At 41.9% G+C, this 19,077-nt stretch carries 16 protein-coding genes and 1 CRISPR repeat array; of the genes, 7 read left to right on the top strand and 9 right to left on the bottom strand.

Annotated features, from left to right (window positions below; all coding sequences use genetic code 11):
- Positions 1 to 3: 3 nt before the first annotated feature.
- Both IQ276_RS29955 and IQ276_RS29960 read left to right on the top strand, forming a co-directional pair.
- Positions 4 to 318 carry a hypothetical protein gene (locus tag IQ276_RS29955; protein ID WP_193920851.1) on the top strand — a complete coding sequence of 105 codons (315 nt, stop codon included), beginning with the start codon at positions 4 to 6 and terminating at the stop codon, positions 316 to 318.
- Positions 308 to 676 carry a pentapeptide repeat-containing protein gene (locus IQ276_RS29960; protein ID WP_193920849.1) on the top strand — a complete coding sequence of 123 codons (369 nt, stop codon included), beginning with the start codon at positions 308 to 310 and terminating at the stop codon, positions 674 to 676. The genes IQ276_RS29955 and IQ276_RS29960 overlap by 11 nt, the downstream gene beginning before the upstream one ends.
- Here IQ276_RS29960 and IQ276_RS29965 read toward each other — a convergent pair.
- The 4 genes from IQ276_RS29965 to IQ276_RS29980 all read right to left on the bottom strand — a co-directional run bounded on the left by IQ276_RS29965 (position 673) and on the right by IQ276_RS29980 (position 4,201).
- The gene (locus IQ276_RS29965) at positions 673 to 2,388 is read right to left on the bottom strand and encodes a tetratricopeptide repeat-containing S1 family peptidase (RefSeq protein ID WP_193920847.1); all 1,716 of its coding nucleotides are present in this window, start codon (positions 2,386 to 2,388) and stop codon (positions 673 to 675) included. The genes IQ276_RS29960 and IQ276_RS29965 overlap by 4 nt on opposite strands.
- A gap of 391 nt (positions 2,389 to 2,779) precedes the next feature.
- A complete protein-coding gene (locus tag IQ276_RS29970; RefSeq protein ID WP_193920844.1) occupies positions 2,780 to 3,052 on the bottom strand; it encodes a hypothetical protein in 273 nt (90 codons plus the stop codon).
- Entirely contained in the window at positions 3,018 to 3,182 is a 165-nt protein-coding gene (locus IQ276_RS29975; RefSeq protein WP_193920842.1) for a hypothetical protein, read from the bottom strand. The genes IQ276_RS29970 and IQ276_RS29975 overlap by 35 nt, the downstream gene beginning before the upstream one ends.
- A 104-nt stretch (positions 3,183 to 3,286) precedes the next feature.
- Positions 3,287 to 4,201, bottom strand: coding sequence for a COP23 domain-containing protein (locus IQ276_RS29980; RefSeq protein WP_193920840.1), 915 nt, complete (start codon positions 4,199 to 4,201; stop codon positions 3,287 to 3,289).
- Between the two features lie 223 nt (positions 4,202 to 4,424).
- Here IQ276_RS29980 and IQ276_RS29985 point away from each other — a divergent pair, with 223 nt between their 5' ends.
- The 4 genes from IQ276_RS29985 (at position 4,425) to IQ276_RS30000 (ending at position 10,122) form a co-directional block, all read left to right on the top strand.
- Positions 4,425 to 5,642: a sigma-70 family RNA polymerase sigma factor gene (locus IQ276_RS29985; RefSeq protein ID WP_193920838.1), complete on the top strand. Its 1,218-nt coding sequence runs from the start codon at positions 4,425 to 4,427 to the stop codon at positions 5,640 to 5,642.
- A 2-nt stretch (positions 5,643 to 5,644) separates the two neighbouring features.
- Complete coding sequence (locus IQ276_RS29990) at positions 5,645 to 6,781, top strand: DUF1822 family protein (protein WP_193920836.1); 1,137 nt, start codon at positions 5,645 to 5,647, stop codon at positions 6,779 to 6,781.
- Between the two features lie 117 nt (positions 6,782 to 6,898).
- A complete protein-coding gene (locus tag IQ276_RS29995; RefSeq protein WP_235116092.1) occupies positions 6,899 to 9,238 on the top strand; it encodes a CHASE2 domain-containing protein in 2,340 nt (779 codons plus the stop codon).
- A 101-nt stretch (positions 9,239 to 9,339) separates the two neighbouring features.
- Positions 9,340 to 10,122 (top strand): DUF928 domain-containing protein, encoded by a 783-nt coding sequence (locus IQ276_RS30000; RefSeq protein ID WP_193918730.1) that lies wholly within the window; start codon positions 9,340 to 9,342, stop codon positions 10,120 to 10,122.
- 123 nt (positions 10,123 to 10,245) lie between these two features.
- On the opposite strand, the gene IQ276_RS30005 is transcribed toward IQ276_RS30000, so the two are convergent.
- The 5 genes from IQ276_RS30005 to IQ276_RS30025 all read right to left on the bottom strand — a co-directional run bounded on the left by IQ276_RS30005 (position 10,246) and on the right by IQ276_RS30025 (position 17,820).
- On the bottom strand, positions 10,246 to 11,769 hold the full coding sequence (locus IQ276_RS30005; protein ID WP_193918728.1) for a metallophosphoesterase: 1,524 nt from the start codon (positions 11,767 to 11,769) through the stop codon (positions 10,246 to 10,248).
- A gap of 918 nt (positions 11,770 to 12,687) precedes the next feature.
- A complete protein-coding gene (locus IQ276_RS30010; RefSeq protein ID WP_193918726.1) occupies positions 12,688 to 14,283 on the bottom strand; it encodes a serine/threonine-protein kinase in 1,596 nt (531 codons plus the stop codon).
- Between the two features lie 380 nt (positions 14,284 to 14,663).
- Positions 14,664 to 14,999: a XisI protein gene (locus IQ276_RS30015; protein WP_193918724.1), complete on the bottom strand. Its 336-nt coding sequence runs from the start codon at positions 14,997 to 14,999 to the stop codon at positions 14,664 to 14,666.
- Positions 14,987 to 15,403: a XisH family protein gene (locus IQ276_RS30020; RefSeq protein ID WP_193918721.1), complete on the bottom strand. Its 417-nt coding sequence runs from the start codon at positions 15,401 to 15,403 to the stop codon at positions 14,987 to 14,989. The genes IQ276_RS30015 and IQ276_RS30020 overlap by 13 nt, the downstream gene beginning before the upstream one ends.
- A gap of 284 nt (positions 15,404 to 15,687) precedes the next feature.
- Positions 15,688 to 17,820, bottom strand: coding sequence for a BamA/OMP85 family outer membrane protein (locus tag IQ276_RS30025; protein WP_235116093.1), 2,133 nt, complete (start codon positions 17,818 to 17,820; stop codon positions 15,688 to 15,690).
- Between the two features lie 680 nt (positions 17,821 to 18,500).
- Between IQ276_RS30025 and IQ276_RS30030 the strand changes: the two genes are divergently transcribed.
- Positions 18,501 to 18,707: a hypothetical protein gene (locus IQ276_RS30030; protein WP_235116094.1), complete on the top strand. Its 207-nt coding sequence runs from the start codon at positions 18,501 to 18,503 to the stop codon at positions 18,705 to 18,707.
- 18 nt (positions 18,708 to 18,725) lie between these two features.
- A CRISPR array of direct repeats spans positions 18,726 to 19,055; the repeat unit is 36 nt; unit sequence GTTTTAATTCTTTTACCCCTCACGGGGATGGAAACA.
- Positions 19,056 to 19,077 lie beyond the last annotated feature (22 nt).

Below are 19,077 nucleotides of genomic sequence, written 5' to 3' on the forward strand. Positions count from 1 at the left end.
ATCGTGAATACAGAGGAATTCTTGCGATTGATGGAAAAACAGCGCCCATGTCCTCAGACATTGCCAAAAGCGCTGCAAGCAATGTGGTATGACCAAAAAGGTGATTGGAGCAAAGCTCATGAAATAGTTCAAGATGCTGGCGATGCTGATAGTGCTTGGGTTCATGCTTACCTGCACCGCAAAGAAGGCGATTTGAATAATGCGCGTTACTGGTATCGACGCTGTGGCCAGCAAGAGTTTTCAGGAGGGCTAAGCCAAGAATGGGAACAAATAACTTCTGTACTGCTGAGAAAGGTGAATGTGATGCATGGATGCTGAAGAATTGAAAAGGCGTTATGCCGGAGGGGAAAGATATTTTCCAGCTGTCAACTTGAGTAGGGACAAGTTGATTGGAGCCTACTTACCTGGAATTAATTTATGGGGATCTGACTTGACTGGAGCTAATTTAGCTAAAGCCAAACTCTGGGGAGCTGATTTGAGTAGAACTAACTTAGCCAGAGCGAATTTGACTAGAGCAAATTTGAGCGGTGTCAAACTCAATGAAGCGAATCTCCGGGGAGCTAAACTCAAATATGCCAAGTTGTATGGAGCAAATCTGACTGGTGCTTACTATGATGAAAGCACCCGTTTTTCTAAAGGTTTTGACCCCATCAGCCAAAATATGCGGAAGGTCTAAATAGCTTGATTTATGCTACCTGGGGTAATTTCACCACCTGGTTGTCTGTAGTTTGGTTGACTAGGAGGGAAAGTAGGAGGTGATGACTGCAAGCGTTGAATTGCGTACATTGCTTTTTGGTAATTAGCGGTATCCCTAGCTTGCTGGAATAAATCAGCTGCTCTTTGTAAATCGGCAAATGCACCTTGACGATCGCCAGCATCGCGTCGGAACAAACCACGTTGGTAAATGGCTATGGCATTATTTGGCTCGTAACTCAGCACCGTGTTTAAATCCTGAATCGCTGCGGGTAACTGTCCCAAACGGCGCATTGTCTGGGAGCGATTGATGTAGGCGTTGCTAAATCGGGGGTTGAGAGCGATCGCTTGAGTGAAATCAGCAACAATTCCTTGGCGATCGTTAAAAAAGGCACGAGCCAGGGCGCGGTTATAATAAGACTCAGGCAGATGAGGTGCAAGGCGAACAACCTGGTCAAAATCGGCAAATGTACCGCGCCCGTCTCTCATAGTGCGAAATACAGATCCCCGGCTATAGTAAGCCAAAATATCATCAGGAGAGAAATGTAGGGCAACGGTAAAGTCTGCAATTGCACCTTGCTTATCGCCGAGATAATATCGCACTACCCCTCTGTTATAGTAAGCATTGGCATGATAGGGGTTAAAGCGAATGGCCTCATTATAGTCAGCAAGCGCCCCTTGTTTATCACCCATATCGTATCGAGTATTACCACGATTGTAATAAGCCATACTATTTTTAGGATCGAGAGCGATCGCTTGGCTAAAATCATTAATTGCTAAGGTACGATTATTACTTGTTTGAGACAGTCCCCGTGCTAAGAAATCATTAGGTTCTTGAGGATTTGTTATCCGTTGCTTGGGGTTATCTGTACTGGCAGAAGTGTCTACCTTCAAACCATAAATTCCAATCTGCTGAGATAGAATGATTGCACTTTCAATGGGAACTGCTGCACTAATTCCTGATTTAATATCTGTTGTTAATTGATCCCCCGATTGGAGTTGCTTAACATCTGTTTCTGTGTCAGCTTTACCATGAACCCCAATTACTTTCGCATCCACATCTAACACTGGACCCCCACTCATCCCACCTGCTGTTTGAGCGGCATATTGCAACGAGTACCCACCATCGCTCAAACTCGCATCTTTGGATTCCCAAATCGTTCCTGATTGGAAATCATAAACACGATTTTCAGCAATTCTGTTTAAATCATTGTTAACTGGATAACCAAAAATAAACGCCTTACTGCCCAATTTTGCTTGATTAGGACTTCTTAATTCTGCAACTGCATAGTCTTTGTCGCTATTAAAAGTAAATAAGGCTAAATCGTTACTCCCTTTAGTGTTAGTTCCTAAACTTTTCACGCTTGTGGGATTAATGATATGAGAAAGTCCATCGTTGGTGCGAATTCTCACTGGTTTTGGACCGTCCGATGGATTAATAACATGATTGCAAGTTAGGACAATGTAAGTGTTTCCCTCGCGCTTGATAATAAATCCAGAACCATCACTTGCTAAACCAGCACCAACTCCAGCAGGTCTGTTTACTTGCACGGTAATGGTGTTAGCATATTGGGCAATTTCCTGAGAAGATTTAGCAGCAAAAGCGGCAGATTGAACGAATACTATTGCTGCAAAACAAGCAGATCCACTAATTACAGTATCAGCAAACTTAGAGCTAATAAATTGTAGGTTCATTGATAAAAAAGCCTCAGCAAGAATAACTTAAGTCAGCAATGGCGGCACTGCAACCCGGAATAAATGAAAGAGAGAGTTTTTCTTCCCCTACACCATTCGATTAATAATTAGCTAGAATCGAATTAGGAGAATGTCCAAATAATTGTTGAAATTTACCAATTGGAATAGCCAAACTCAAAGCTTCCATTTGTTTACAGCGATTTTCATCTAAGAGCATGTTTGAAAAGTCCTCTTCTTGGTAACAAAACGTTCCAGATCCCCCTAAATCCCCCTTAAGAAGGGGGACTTTAAGAAGTTTTCCCCCCTTTTTAAGGGGGGTTAGGGGGGATCAAGAAGTGCCTAAAGTCACAGCGAAATACTTGTTCATTCAACCTCTAAATGAACCACGTTTTTATATCTCACGCAATCGCGCTTCGCGATCCCGTAGGGTAGGCGCAAAGGAAGAAAGAAGTACAGATATCAGCATGTGGTCTAAATACATGAAAACTGCTGTAAATAAAGCTGGATTTGGTATTGTGCTATCGGTAAAAATAAAGGCGATGATACCCTGGATAGGGTATTTTAAACCGCCATTAATTGTAGTTAAGCGACTATTTTGATCTAAAACAGGACTACCGCTCATTTCGGGTTCAATCTGGAGCGATCGCTGACACCGATTTAGCAATAGTAGTTCTCGTTTCTGGATATTGAGCGTAGACTACAGGGCTTGCCACAGGCATCGCCAGATAATTCTGATGCAGAGGCTGATTATCCGTGAAGTCTGGGTTAGCTGCTAAAGAAGGCGATACGAACAAGACCTACCTAACTGAACAGCTTACAAACAGACTGGACTTAAAAATAGCGATCGTCAAGCAAGTTTGTAGAACTTACACATAGTCTCTACTAGGACTTACTGAACCTAGATGGGGCCACCACCAGGAGCAGGAGCAGTATAGCCTCCAGGAGCAGGAGCAGTATAACCTCCAGGAGCAGGAGCAGTATAACCTCCAGGAGCAGGAGCAGTATAACCTCCAGGAGCAGGGGCAGTAGGCATTCCGCCGGATTCATTGACTAGTTGATTAATAGCTTCCTCGATGCTGACAGCAGTGGGAATAATTTCTGCCTCACCAACTACACCACCTGTAAAGCCACCGCTTTCAATTACATTTAAACCTGTACCGTATCTACCAAACCGGATAATTCGGGTTAAGACGTTACCAGGATTGCGAGCATTTTCCCTTCTGAGCAAGGTCATGATCACGTTCTCGGATTTGCAACTTTCGGCAGCATTAACAAAACAAATTACGTTGTAACCATTGATCTTACCAGTCGCCAGCAGCAAGTTACTCAATTTGCCACCATTTTGTGCTACTGCTCTTGTCATTTGCCAGGAAACCGCCTGACACCGTTGTTCGGGTGACATATCATAACTTGCCGTTTCCCAAATGATTAGGGGCAATAGTAGTGTTTGACCGTTCACTTGAACAAGTGTGGCTGGTGAGCCTCCTATTTGACCGCAGACAAAGGAGGTGGAAGAAAATGCTGATGGTTGTATTGGTGGATATACTGGAGGTGGTTGTATTGGTGGATATACTGGAAATACTTGTACTCCTGGATATACTGGAGGTGGTTGTACTCCTGGATATACTGGAGATGATTGTACTCCTGGATATACTGGAGGTGGTTGTACTCCTGGATATACTGGAGATGATTGTACTCCTGGATATACTGGAGGTTGTTGTATTGGTGGATACTGTGCCATTACGGGAGACACCATAACACCAGAAAGCGCGATCGCACTCATCAAAATTTGAGAGGGCCACTTGAATTTCATAAATAAACCTGTGGTATGTCCCAGGATTATTTTATTTTTATAGCAAGTGCCAAAGTGTTTAGGACAAACAGGAAAATATATGACTAAAGTAAAGCTGGATACAGATTAATCAAACTTAGGTAAACAACACCAAAAAAATAGGCTCAAACGTATATTACAAGAGACTTTGAAATCATTGTATTAAACTATATACTGATTTTTGAAGGTTTATCCTTTTGAATTCATGCGTCCTCGCCAGAACATTTCGGAAATATTTTCGACTTTCATCCAATTTGAAGCCGATCGCTTCAACTGTTGGGTATATGATGCCAAACTACGGCGCAGTATCCAAAATTGCTTGGTACAAATATCTGAAACGAAACACTCGGAAAGTTTTTGGGCAATTTACTGGCATAAAAACTGGCAAAATCAGCCTAACTCTCTAGCTGAGGCGCATCTTTCGGCTTATCTGCAAGAAACCTGTTATTGGTCAGCGCAAAGGACGATTCCTCAAATTGCTAGTGTGCAGTGTACCTTGTCTGACTGTTTTCAAATAGCGATCGCAGAAGTACCAAAAATTCTCAAAGCTTGCGATCCTGACCAAAAAGCCAGCCTCAAAAGCTACAGCAATGTGGCTTTTGGCAATGTGATTCGGGATGCTTTGCGGCAAAAACAAGAAATAGATTTTTGTAACGATTGGGCACTGCTACTAAAATTGAGCCGCAAGCGACTACAGGAATCTTTACAAAATGCTGGGCTAACAGATGAAACTATTGCCCGTTACTTGTTAGCGTGGAAATGTTTTGCCGATGGTTACATTCTGGGTAAATCACCACAAGCGCGGAAGTTGCAAAGACCCGAACAAGATACATGGGAAGCAATTGCTCAACTTTATAACCGCGATCGCTTAACACAACTTAATCCACCAGGGACAGAATCCAACGCCCAAACTCTAGAAAAGTGGTTGCTGTTATCTGCAAAACACGCACGTTCTTATTTATATCCTGTGGTTTCTTCACTCAATGCCCCGAAAACAGGTCAAGCAGATAGTGAATTACAAGATGATTTACCAGATACTACTCAAAATGAATCTTTATTAGCAGATTTAATTGCCACAGAAGAAGCAGATATTCAAAAAAATCAACAACAAGAAATCCACAATCTATTAATTACTACCCTGGCAAAACTGTCTCCCCAATCACAACAATTACTGGAATTGTACTATCAACAAGGACTGACTCAACAACAAATTGCTAAACAACAGCAAATCCAGCAATATCAAGTATCGCGGCAATTGGCGAAAACGAGAGAGTCTTTATTACTGGCGATCGCCAAATGGAGTCAAGAAACAATGCATATTTCTCCAACTTCCAACGTGGTTAAACATATCAGTGCAGTATTAGAGGAATGGTTACAAAATTATTTCCGTAATTTAGAACCTCACTCCTCAAAGGAGCAGTAGCTATGTCATCATTTTGTGTTCCTCCGACTCAACTGTGGTTAGAGGTGTCTTTGGAAGTTCAAAATCAATCTTGGCTGCAAAGCCAGTCTAGTGTTAGTCCCCGTGGCCGTTGGAATGCCTTTCTAAATCAAGTATGCATTAGCACCTTTCTGCCTTGGTTGCAAGCAGAATACGTACCAGAAGCTACTATTGATACATTGCCAATAACTTGGGAACTGGTCAACGGCACTGCTATAAATATCGATACAAAACGCTTGATTTTAATTCCAGATAAAAGCCTAGAAACTAGAGAATTTTCTGTACCACAAGAATGGATAGATATTCCTCAATGGGCAGGAGATTATTATTTAGCAGTACAAGTCAATCCCGATGGTCAATGGATGAGAATTTGGGGTTATACCACCCATGAGCAGTTAAAAAATCAAGGTAGCTACGATTCCCAAGAACGGACTTATTCTTTAGATGCCAATCAAATGATTGAGGATTTGAATGTACTTTGGGTAGTACGTCAACTATATCCTGAAGAACAAACACAAACAGCGATTGCTGCTTTGCCTATTTTATCAGCTACTCAAGTAGAAAATCTCTGGCAAAGATTAGAAAGTTCAACAAATCCTCGCTTGGAATTGCCCTTTGAAATTTGGGGAGCCTTGTTAAACAGCGAAGACTGGCCACAAAGATATACACAGAACCCAGCACTTGTTAACTTGCGTCAGTGGTTCCAAAATATAGTTGCAGATAGCTGGCAAACAATAGAAACCTTCCTGGGTACACAGCCAGATTTTGCCTTTAGCTTTCGCCAGGTTACTGATGTGGCTGAGCAATCAATCCAACGAGTTAGGGAGATTGAGTTACCAAACAGCAATCAAGCTGTAGTGTTAATGTTAACATTGACAGCAGAAATAGATAATAGAGTAGGAATTCGTGCCCAGTTGTATCATAAAAAACGCAATTTCTATCTACCTATAAATATTAGTTTGACATTGATTTCTGCTTCCGGAGAAATTGTCCAATCAGTGCAAGCAAGGGAAACAGATAATTCAATCCAACTCAAGCGATTTAAATGTCCCCAAAACACGCGATTTACTCTTCAGGTTGTTTTAGATGATTTCAACTTTATGGAAGAGTTTGAAAGTTAGGTGACAATTGGGCATGGGGCATGGAAAAGATGATGGGGAGCAAAGGAGAAAGACTTACTGCAACTTCCCCTCATCTCCCTCATCTCCCTCATCTCCCTCATCCCCCCACTCCCACCCATGAGTAAACTGATCGTCCTCAACTTAGGAAAAGGAAACTTACACCAAGGGTTTCCCACGATCGCTGCTCAACTTTGGCAAACGGATACTCCCACTCCCATGCAATTTACAGGTGGATTACCTGCTGCACCACAATTGGAGCATCTTTATCAACGTTGGCAACAAATGTATACAGCTTTGTATGCTAGTTTGGGTTGGCGCAGTCGCAACATTGCAGATTTTGAAATTGATGAGGAAGACGTTACCCATATTTCCCAAGGCGAGTTTGACAACCTCTGCCAAGAATTACAACAAAGTTTAAATACATGGCTAAATAGTTCACTGTTTCTCAATATTGACCGGAAACTACGTACTCAACTGTTACCCACAGAAGAAATTCGTTGCATAATTACTGCCCAATCGCCACAGGTTTTAAAGCTTCCTTGGTGTCTGTGGCAGTTTTTCAGTGATTATCCACAAGCAGAAATCGCCCTGAGTCCGCCAGAATATGCCCGTTCTGTGAAAACAAATCCTAAAAAGGCTAAAGGTAAAGTCAGAATCTTAGCAATTTTAGGCGATCGCCACGGCATTGATATCGAAAAAGACCAAAATTTACTTCGGCAATTACCTAATGCTGAACTCAAATTTTTAGTTGAACCCAACCGTTCCCAAATCACAGAACAATTATGGGAGTCAGGTTGGGACATTCTTTTTTTTGCGGGGCATAGTTCCAGCCAAGGAAAAGGGCGAATGCTGCTGAATTCTGGCGAAAGTTTAACCATTGAACAATTAAAGTATGGTTTACAAAAGGCGATCGCTCAAGGTTTGCAGCTAGCAATTTTTAACTCTTGTGATGGTTTGGGATTAGCACAAGATTTGGCCGATTTACATTTACCCCAAGTAGTTGTCATGCGCGAACCCGTACCAGATCGGGTAGCGCAGGAATTTTTGAAGCACTTGTTGGCACTTTTTTCACGGGGCAAAACTTTATATACAGCCGTCAGGGAGGCCAGAGAAAGATTACAATCTCTAGAACATGATTTTCCCTGCGCCACTTGGTTACCTGTAATTTGTCAAAACCCAGCGGAAATTTCCCCCACCTGGCAGGATCTCTGCGGTGGTCGGTTGGGTTTATATCTGCCGCGTCCGAATTTCAGACAGTTACCACTGGTTTTTTTAAATAGCTTCAGTGTGACTTTACTTATCGTATTAATACGGTTATTCGGTGGACTGCAACCGCCAGAACTAGAAGCATTTGACCAATTAATGCAACTGCGACCCAAAGAACAGCCAGACTCGCGGATTTTAGTAATAACTGTTACCGACCAAGATATTCAAGCCCAAGGAAAGGAACCGCGCCAAGGTTCTCTATCCGACAAGTATCTCAATCTGCTACTAACCAAACTGGAACAATACCAGCCAGCAGCTATTGGTCTAGATATATACCGAGATTTTCCCGTAAGTACCAACCAACCAGAACTAGCCAAGCGGATGCAAAAAAGCGATCGCCTGATTGCAATTTGCAAACGCGCCGATCCAAAATACGATCCCACAGGCATTTCACCCCCGCCAGAAATACCAGAAACACGGCTGGGTTTTAGCGATTTTCTTGAAGACAACGATGGTGTAGTTCGCCGTCATTTGTTGGCAATGACTCCCAACCCGATTTCGTCAAGTTGCACTCCGGCTTCTGCCTTTAGTGTGCAGCTAGCATTTCTTTATCTGAAAAAACAGGGAATTACAGCCAAATTTACCCCAAATTGGGATTTACAACTGGGAAATAAAACTTTCCCACGCTTACAAAATCAGACTGGCGGTTATCAGTTCATAGATACCGAAGGTAGTCAGATTTTACTAAATTATCGTTTTTCGCCCTCAGTGCAAGCGATCGCACCCCAAATCACCCTCACCCAAGTCTTGAACGGACAAATTAACCCCAATGCCCTGAAAAACCGGATTATTCTCATTGGTGTCACCAGTAATAGTAGTAGCGATTACTGGTATACGCCAGACAGTAAAAACCCTTCAGAAATCATCCCAGGCGTAATTATTCAGGCACAGATGGTGAGCCAAATACTCAGTGCTGCTTTAGACCAAAGACCCTTGTTATGGGTTTGGAGCCAATGGGGTGATATTTGCTGGGTTTGGGGTTGGTCTTTGACAGGTGGTTTACTGGCTTGGTATCTTCGCAAAATAGCTTACGTCAGTATTGCCGTAACCGCAGCATTAGTTATTCTGTTTGGACTTTGCTCCCTCGTGTTGACTCAAGGTGGCTGGATACCTTTAGTACCACCGATGATTTCTTTGTTACTTAGTAGTACTATATTTTTCTTGATCGCCAAAAAATTACAGAAATTGTAGGGAAGGGAAGTGTAGTAATAAATTAGGTGTAAAAATTCTGAATTCTGAATTCTGAATTATTCTTAATAAATTACTGTGGCGATCGCTAATTAATTTCTCCTATGAAAAAGCTACTTTGGTTTCACACTACCACCTTGATATCTACACTTACCTTGGGTATTTTTAATCCACCTGGAAATTGGGATGTACAGGCTCAAACCCTAACACCTACAAACAAAATCACCTATGTTGCACCAACATTACAGGAAAAGCCAGGAGAACCCAGAGGAAGACGTAGAGGTGGAGGTAGTCGTGGTTCCTGTAAGCAGTATGAAACTCTGACAGCTTTAGTACCCATAACGAAGACAGCAACTAAAGATTTAGTATGGGGACAATCAGTATCTCAAACCCCAACATTTTGGTTTTTTGTACCTGATAAGTTAAGCCCCAAAGTCCCTGTTGAATTTGTAATTCAAGACGAAGCAGATAATTACGTTTATCATACAAAATTTAATCCACCAGAAACACAATCAGGAATTTTTAGCCTACCTGTAAAACCTACAACACCTTTAGTAGCTGGTAAATCTTATACTTGGACTTTTTCTATTTATTGCGATCCTGATAAGCCATCTGCTGCTGTTTATGTGCAAGGTTCAATGACACAAATGGCTCTCAACCCATCATGGCGACAACAACTTGAAGCAGCTAAAACACCATTGGCAAGAGCTAGTTTTTTTGCTGAGCATGGTATTTGGTATGATGCTTTAACAACTTTGGGAGAAAGTTTAAAAGATACTAAACACAAAGATCCAAAAATTGCATCAGCTTGGATGGATCTACTCAAACAAGTTAACTTAGTTCAGTCTGGTACAGATGCGATCGCATCTTGTTGTATTTCAAAATAATATGATGTCAGCTTGAAGTTTTATTCGACTTAGCTTGAAAATAAATGGTCTCTTAATCTTAAAATAGCCCTAGCAAAACTGCTAGAGCTAATTCTATTGACTATTGCACCAATTCTAATCGTATTACAAAACAAACTTCACGAAAAAGGGATGACCGCTCTTTTGGATTTGATTAAGTTCTCCCCAATTCACTCCATCATTACTCGTGTAGAAGTTAGCACCAGAGCAACTGTTGAACCAGGTAGTAGGACAAGCATAGGTCAATTCTAAAGATTGGTTTCCTAATGAATAGGTTGCGGTACCTTGTGAACCGACTAAACCAGGATAATCCTGTAGCCAGAACTTTCCTTGTTGCCCTGGCGAAATTTGCTTAGGAGGAGCGACAACATAATGACCGCTAATTTTCGTGGAATTAGTTAAATTCAATGTTGATTTTCCATTGGTGTTGTCAATAATAATATAAGAGGAAAAATCTGATGACGGTGAATTAATAACTGAGTCTGGAGGAGCAGAAAAGGAGCTTATTTGATAGTCATTATTCTGCTTAACTACTTGATAAAGACTAGCTTGGCAGTTGTCTGTATCTACCACTGAGAAAGTAAAAGTTTGTGAGGGAATATCAGGGGATGAAGGACATTCAAAACCATCATTAGTATATTGCACTAATCCATTGGTGAGACCCTGCTTGGGGGTATGGGTATGTCCTAAAACAATCAAATCTGAGCCAGATGTTAGGGCAGATTGTTGGGCAAACCACGCAATATAAGTTCCATTTAAATCGGCGATCGCGGATTTTACAAGGGCTAAGATACCATCATCCCCCCCTCCCCAATCAGAGATCCACTGATTTTGCAAATTACTGTACGTAGTTTTGGCTTGTGCGATAGTCGTTGTTTGACCATCAGGTAAAATAATTGGCTCATTTTCTGGCATTCCGGTCACTTTCATTATGTAGTTAAGAACCGTATCCACTAAGTTGAATGAACCAGAAGAAATAGAAGAAATAGCGTTCCAAATTAAGGAGGCTAACGCATCTAAATTTATACCATTAGGAGAGCCTTGACCAGGTAAATCAGCAACAGTTTGTCCGGGTTTTAGTGTTTTGTTTAACTGATAACCTACTGAGCGAGTGACAAAAAAGCCCACGGGTAACGGACTGAGCGGAGTTTGGGTATCAGGAGCATTAAACAGGGTAAAGGTATGCCCATGAGTAAAAGCAATTTTTTTGCCTGCGGCAGTTTGGAAATAATAAATCGGATCGGAATAATACTTGATTTGATAACCCGCTGAATTTTGAATTTGCTGCAAATCGCTTTGAGTGACATTGATATCATGATTGCCATTGAGATAAATCACTCTTCCTTCTAAAGCCGTCAAAGCTTGACTTAACTTTCCATTGATTCCCAAAATATTGGGATTAGCGTTTAGGGTATCAATGTAGCTAGGGGGTTGGCGATCGGGGGGGTAAGTCCAGAAATCGAATATGTCGCCGAGTAAGATTAGCTCTTGAATGTCAGCAGCATTCTTGATTACATAGTCTAGAATGGCTGATAAATAAGGTTCATGGAAGTTTTGTTGATACCAGTTTGTAGGACTATTTGTCCCAATATGGATGTCACTTAAGACAACAATTTTATTCTTTGACATGATTGAGTCTCTCCCCAAATGTAAGAACAGGAATTAGGTAAATCTAACTGTAGCGACCTGCAATGCTGATCGCCAAAACCTGTAATCAAGAAATTTTTCACTCAGGATTATTTGCAACTAGAAAAGTCAAAAAAACGAGAGTTTTCTTAACTGCCACACAGACAATGTAGTTGTACAATATCAAATTTTTACTTTGATATTCTTATTAAGATTTGAGTTTTTACAGTACTATTTCAAGAGTCTTGTTAGCGTTTTAGCTTCCAAGCCACCAGTTTAAATGTAGTTACTTGCTTGTTGTATCCGTATAATTGCTTAATTTTCAGTAAATATACTTTTCCCTCTAAAAGTTAAACTCTAGTCTTCGTTTTGCTTCAAATGCTTGTTAAACGTCGTCTACGTTGAAACCCGTAGTCCTATTTAACTAATTCGGTGGGTTTACAGCAATTTTCATGTATTTAAACCACATCTTTTGTAGGGGCACAGCATTGCTGTGCCCTTACCGCGTGATCTATAGCGCTTCTCACTTGGGTAAAATACGCCCGTTCGTAGGGGCGCACAGCTGTGCGCCCCTACAGCGTATTGCATCCAAACGAGAATCGCTATATTTACCTGAAAATAGCTGTAATACCGTTTCACTTTAATTATGATACAAATACGTTGGTAGGGGCACGGCAATGTTCCCTACGCGAAATCTATATGTATCAGGGTTTTAGTGAAATGGTATAAGTCCCTGGCAACAAGTAAGCCCCAAGTTTTGTAAGGGGTATAAATCCCCCTTACAAAACTGTACTTGCTCTCTTCTCTACGAGACGCACTCGCGTTCGTAGCGCTAGCGAGTGTTGCGTACTCCTCCAAAGAAGCAAGCTACGCGTAGCGTCTCGTAGAGAGCGTCCTAGCAACTTGCGACTTGCGACTTCTTTAATCTGGTGTCTGTTTTTCTACCTTCTGATCGCTTTGTGTTTGACTCTCAGTCGGTAAATTTTGCTTTTCCAGTGTTGGTACTACTACAGCAGAAGGATCTGAGGCTTTGGATTCTGATGGCGGTGGTGCTGCTGGTATAACCACGGAATTTTTAGGAGTTACAGGTTTGGGAGGAGCAGAATTTTGATTAGAAGCTGGTGAGTTATTATCTGGCAATGCTGCGGGAGAAGCATTACGAGATGACCGAATTGCCCTTAATTTTTCGACTAGCGAGGGTGTGGGGGAAACGCTGGGCGAAGGTTCTAATTGTTGAGAATTGCTGGTTTGTGATTCTTTTGTAGGGCTGCTGCTGGAAGATTCTTCCTGGGAAGAACGACGATTACGCCGACGCTGCCTGAAATTAGAGACGGGTGCAGATTCGGTTTTTGAGGTGGTGTTAGTTTCTGGAGTTACAGGTGAAGATGTACTATCTAAGCTAGGTATTTTCGCGGCTGGTTCTTGAGTAGGCTGTTCAAAAAGTGGCTTGGCTGTTGGCTGCGGCTGAGATTTGGGCAACATGCTAGTGATGCCAAAACCTGCTGTAGCAGCAACTACAGCTACACCCATACCAAGAAATATTTTAGATGGCTGCTGTTTTTTGGGGTGTAAAGTTTCCTTGGCGTTAGCCTTGCCTTCAGGCATCGCCTTTTTGCCAGCTTTGCCAATGAGGGTTTCTGCCTGTTGGGCAGATAAATTAACAGTTTGCACCGCGTAAGTAGGTAAGGCTTGACCTGTAACATTTACTCCACTTCCCGGTAGTAATTGCAGCCACTCGGCAACAGTCGCCGGACGAAAACGAGATTCCACCGCCATACCGCGCATTACGGCTTGGTTGACAGCAGCACTCAAATGTGGTTGGAGTTCGCGGGGGGATGGCATTTGCTCGCGATCGCGCAATAATGCTGGCATGGGAACTTGGGCTGTTAACAGTGCATACAAAGTTGCTGCTAAACCATAAACATCGGTGGCGGGTGTGCGTGCTGCTTGAGTTAGGTACTGCTCAATGGGAGAATAACCCTCAGAAACCAAACCCGTATGAGTCTGTCTCACACCGCCATTAAATTCCCTGGCAATCCCAAAATCAATCAGTATTACTTCCTGAGTTCCTTGGCGCAGGATAATATTATCTGGTTTGACATCCCGGTGCAGCAAACCTTTGTTGTGTACTACCTGCAACGCTGCGCCAATTTGCTGGATGTAATGAATTGCTGTGGCTTCCGGCAGAGGTATTCCTGGTAATACAAAGGCGTCGCCCAAATTTTCGCCAGGAATGTATTCCATCACCATGTAAGGCAGCCCAGCTTCCACAAAAAAGTCACTGACTCGGACTATATTTGGGTGGATACAAGTAGCTAATCGTCTGGCTTCATCTTGGAATTGGCGCTCGAACTTGGCAAAATCAGGATGTTGTCGCAGCCGTTCATTGATGGTTTTCATCACCACCTCCTGACCCAAATAGTGATGCTTAGCTTTGAACGTAATGCCAAAGCCACCACGCCCTATTTCTTGGATTAGGGTATATTTTCCATCCTGTAAAGTTGTGCCTGCTAACATAGAGAGTCCTGAGTCTTGAGTGAGCAGATAACTAGCTAGTCCTGATTTTTAAGAGATTTCCCCAAATTTTCCCATATTTTTGAGATGGCACGGTTTTTGCCTGTCTATCTACGGGATGATTTTGTTTTTGGAATTCCCTCGGCGGGAAAAACCTCCCCAGCGATCGCAACAGTTTTATCTTTTTCATAGGATAACGCGATAGTCAAGAAATCTTGAAGTAGAAAACAGACTCAAGCTGTTTTCCACCTCCGTGATGTTAGGGAGGAATTACGACTTGACAGGCTACTTGCTACAACTTAAAGCTATTTTCAGGTCAAAAAAATAGCCTGCATCATAATCACACCTGCTTTTTGCTTTTGAATTATTGTAACTAAGGTTCACTAACTAACTGCAAATCCATCGAATTGCCGCATAAATGGTGAATGATATGCTAGTACAATATCCTCTCTAGCAACTCCTAAATTTACAAGTTCATCAGCAAATCCAATCTCAGTTCCATCATGCTGTATCCAAATTTTGCCATCTTTAATATCAATATGCACCGAACAGCCATAGATCCGTCGCTCGTCTTTCCATCCGGCACTAACAACTTGATAGTGATCTCGTTCTAAATCAAAAACAGGCATCACTTCAATTTCAGCCGATGAGAATTTATAGCTTGCATATTGCTCTAAAATTTGTTTTACTAAATGTCGATATTTCTCTATTTTTTCCATTCGACAATAACCTCCTTTTTCGGATCGTAAATTAAAAGCTTCAACTGATATTTAGATACCATTCTTTGCACAAATCGCTTTTCAAAAAAATTTTTGTAAGCTTGGTTGGGAACTGCTAAATACAAAGTTCGCTCTGGTTGGTCGAGTTCTAAAGCTTCTTGATAGTTGAGAAATTGCCCTAATGCTGTATGAAATGTTGAAATGGCAGATGCTTGCAAGAAGGTTTTAATTTCTACCGCTATTTTATCTCCTGACTTTTCGGCTGCGAGCAATTGCTCTGCTCCCAAATCAATTAGCAGTTCTACTTCCTCAACTTGAATACGTAACGGGTCATCTGTAATAGTCCAACCATCTTTTTGGAGCGCTTGTCTAACTGCATCGTGAAATGCATCTCTTACAGACATTGCTGTTCAAGCTAAATTTATATTACCTAATTTTACCAGCTAAACACTGACTGGGTGTAACGCAGAACCGACGTTTAAAAGCCGCACCAAAATGTCCGGGGAGCAAGCTACGGTGTATACACAAATCTTGGGGGAGTGTATCCATCCCGCCTCGGAATGAATTCCGAGTTTCATAGCACAAATCCTCTAAACAACGTGAGTTTAACGGTTAGAAAAAGGCAAAAAGCTTGTTTCAAGAAAGTAAAGCCGCTCCTTTAGGACGGGGTTTTAAACCCAGATTTTCGTTAAAACCGCTGCCCTATGCCTAGATGTATTTTGCTTTCTCCCTGGTCATTAAAGCCATAGTCAGCCCGAATTAAACCCAAGGGTGAATCAATTCGCACTCCAGCCCCATAACCAAAACCAAAACCGGGTTTGTCTCGCACACCCGCCGGATTTCCCAATACAGTATCACCAGAACCCAAGTCGGAAGCGAAGTCAGCAAACAATACACCGCCGACGATTGGTATAACGGGGAAGCGATATTCCGCCGAAGCTAACACATAACTGCGACCACTCCCAACTTCTCCAGAATCGTAACCGCGCACTGAATTGGAACCACCCAAGTTAAAACTTTCGTAGGGTGGTAAATCGCCAATGACGGTGCCAGCTTGGACATTGACTGCAAATACTTGTGGCTGTTTGCTGTTAAATAATTGCACTGGTAAATATTGGCTGTAATTGGCTTTGAGGCGATTGAGAGAAATATTACCTTGACCAATGGGTATAGATTGTTCTGTACTCAGACTCAAAACGGAACCTTTAGTGGGATTAAGAGGGTTATCTCGTTGGTCTTTGGTGGCGGTGAAGGATACGGTAGTTAGGTCATCTACACCTGTACCACTGGCAGATAGGGGATTACCTTGAGCATCTGTTGGGGTAATATTACCTTGGCGATCGCGGATACTAGTTCGGGTATAGTTGACTCCTAATGAGGTATTCCAGCCGTCAATTGGTTGCTGTAAACTTATACCGCCGCCAATTTGGCCTTCCTGGACTTTATCGCCGTTAGCTAACCTAATTTTGTCATCAAAAGTTTCAGAAACTTCTCGATTCCGGAAAACATTCACAGTGTAACCTAAGCGATCGGGGTTAGTTGTGCGATAGGGACTGATAAATTTAGTATTAAACTGTAAATCCCGGCTACTGACGCCAACATTTGCCGCGAAAGTATCGTTAATACCGCCCACATTCCGGTCTTGATAGCTGATTGTCCCTATTAATCCTTGGTCAGCGTTGTAACTACCACCCAAGTTAACACCACGCGCCCCGGTTTCTTTGAGTTGATAAACGACATCGACTTTTGTCGCATCTCCTTCTAAAGCAACATTTACACTCTGAAATAAACCGGTGCCATATAGCTGTTGTATGTCTTGTTTAACTACATTTTCTTGGAAGATTTGACCAGGTTTAAGTTTGAGTTGCTGTTGGAGAAAATCTGGTTTGGTGCGTCCTCCTACGGGATTACCTTTGCTATCAACAGTTTTGCCGTCCTCACCGACAAAGCGAAACTTGATATCACCCACCAAGCCTTCAGCAACATTCACAGTCAGAATGCCTTGGGGGCTGGGTTTAATTGATAGCACCCGTGCCAAGTTATAACCATTGTCAGCGTACCACTTGTTAATTTGTGCCACTGTTTGCTGGAGTCTAGCCGGACTGATAGCGGTGCCAATTTGAGATTGCAAACTTTGTTGGGCTACTTGGTAAGTCAGTACTTTGGCATCAGATAATTGCAGCGATCGCACGATCACCGGTTGCACCTGATAAACTACATTCAATCCAGCAGATGTACTTTGGCTATTTACACTGGCATTGCTAAATAAACCTGTATCTAAAATTGCTGCAACATCTTTTTGTAGCTGGCTTTGACTAGTTTCTCCACCCGCCTGAGTTTTAATGACTTTGCGAATGATTTCCTGCAATTCTTGATTAGCCCCTACTATCTGTACACCTGTAGCCGTGACTACTAAATCGTTTTTAATAGCAGGGGATGAGGGGGATGAGGGGGATGAGGGGGATGAGGGAGATGAGGGAGATGAGGGGGATGAGGGAGTGAGAAGGGGTTTTACAGAGGAATTAGCGTTGTCTTTTTGGTTTTGTGTTAGTGTGGTTGCTGGTTTTAAGATTACTGTGGAATTTTTGTTTGCAGTTGTTGGCGCTGGCAGTGGATTTGGGGAAAATTGTTGTGCAACTATAGTTTCTGGCGAAGCGATTGTTTCTACCCGTGCCGGAGTTTCTTCAATTACTGGCACTACCAAATTACCAGCTTTTGCGGTTGGAGTCACGGTTTTAGCAGATGCAGCTGTCGCTTGCCCAGTAACATTGCCAGCAGCTAAAGTCGCTAAAGTAAAAATTGCAGTAGTAGAAATTTTCATAATATTTAACCTAATTTAGTGGGAGTTATATCAATTTTGGATTTTAGATTTTGGATTTTGGATTAAAATTTTCGGTCAAAAGGCTATTCCAGGAATTTCAAACAATACATCCTTGGTGAATTTAGTGTTAGTTGTAGATAAGTAAATAAATAGGCATGATACTAAGTTACAGCGACTTTGCTGAATTCCCTGTTTATACCTCTTACACAAACAGACAGTTAATTTTGATTTTTTGTTTCATGCCAGCACTGCTGTTGTCTGGGATATTAGCAGCAGTAGCAGAGATAGTTGAAAATTTAGAGAGATGCAAAAATTCTGATTGATGATTTTTAACCACAGATAAACAAAATCTGTCTTAAAGTATTTCTTTAACTTTTAGTAATTTAATAAGCAAAAACAGATATTGCTTTCTCAAACTGGGGTTTGCTTTCTCATTTCAGTAGATCGTGTATTTATTTTAATAAATTCAGTAAGCTGATATTACACACTTACATCGCGCGATCGCTCTGTGCTAACTTTTCTCTCAGACATCTCCTAAAACTCTTTCTTTTTTACCTTTTGACTGCGCGATAAAAAAGTTAATACTTTAGGCGTTCAAAATTTGAAGTAGTTTGTTATACTACCGCTCATAGCCATAGAACCTTGAAAACTTAATATCATGTTTCAAAATCAAAGTAAAAGTGCTTAGTTTTACTTTTGATACGCAAATTTTTAGCGGGGGTAGAGCGATCGCCAAAACCCTTATGGTTTCGTTGACACCCGCTAATCGCTTACTGCGTAAGAGTTTGACAAGGGTAGATGATTCACCAATTGTCAATAATTTCTACTTGTTGACAGCTAAATTCGACCCCCCGCTAAAATGGGTATCTCTAACCCTCTCTGGATAAGGCTTCTGGAAGGGTAGGGTTTTAATTCCTTTACCCCTTACGGGGATGGAAACTAAATTAAAATCTACATACTCACTAAATCTAGCAAGTAATAGTTTTAATTCTTTTACCCCTCACGGGGATGGAAACACATAGACAATGTGAATTAATTGACTGTCAATGAAGTTTGTTTTAATTCTTTTACCCCTCACGGGGATGGAAACAAGCTAGGTGCGCGATTGACAATTCGACCGCCTACGGGGTTTTAATTCTTTTACCCCTCACGGGGATGGAAACAATAAGCATTGCCCAAAATCCAACGTAGTACATGATGTTTTAATTCTTTTACCCCTCACGGGGATGGAAACACGGTTACATCGCTGGGATCTTC

This window comes from Desmonostoc muscorum LEGE 12446 (assembly GCF_015207005.2).
Taxonomy (GTDB): domain Bacteria; phylum Cyanobacteriota; class Cyanobacteriia; order Cyanobacteriales; family Nostocaceae; genus Nostoc; species Nostoc muscorum.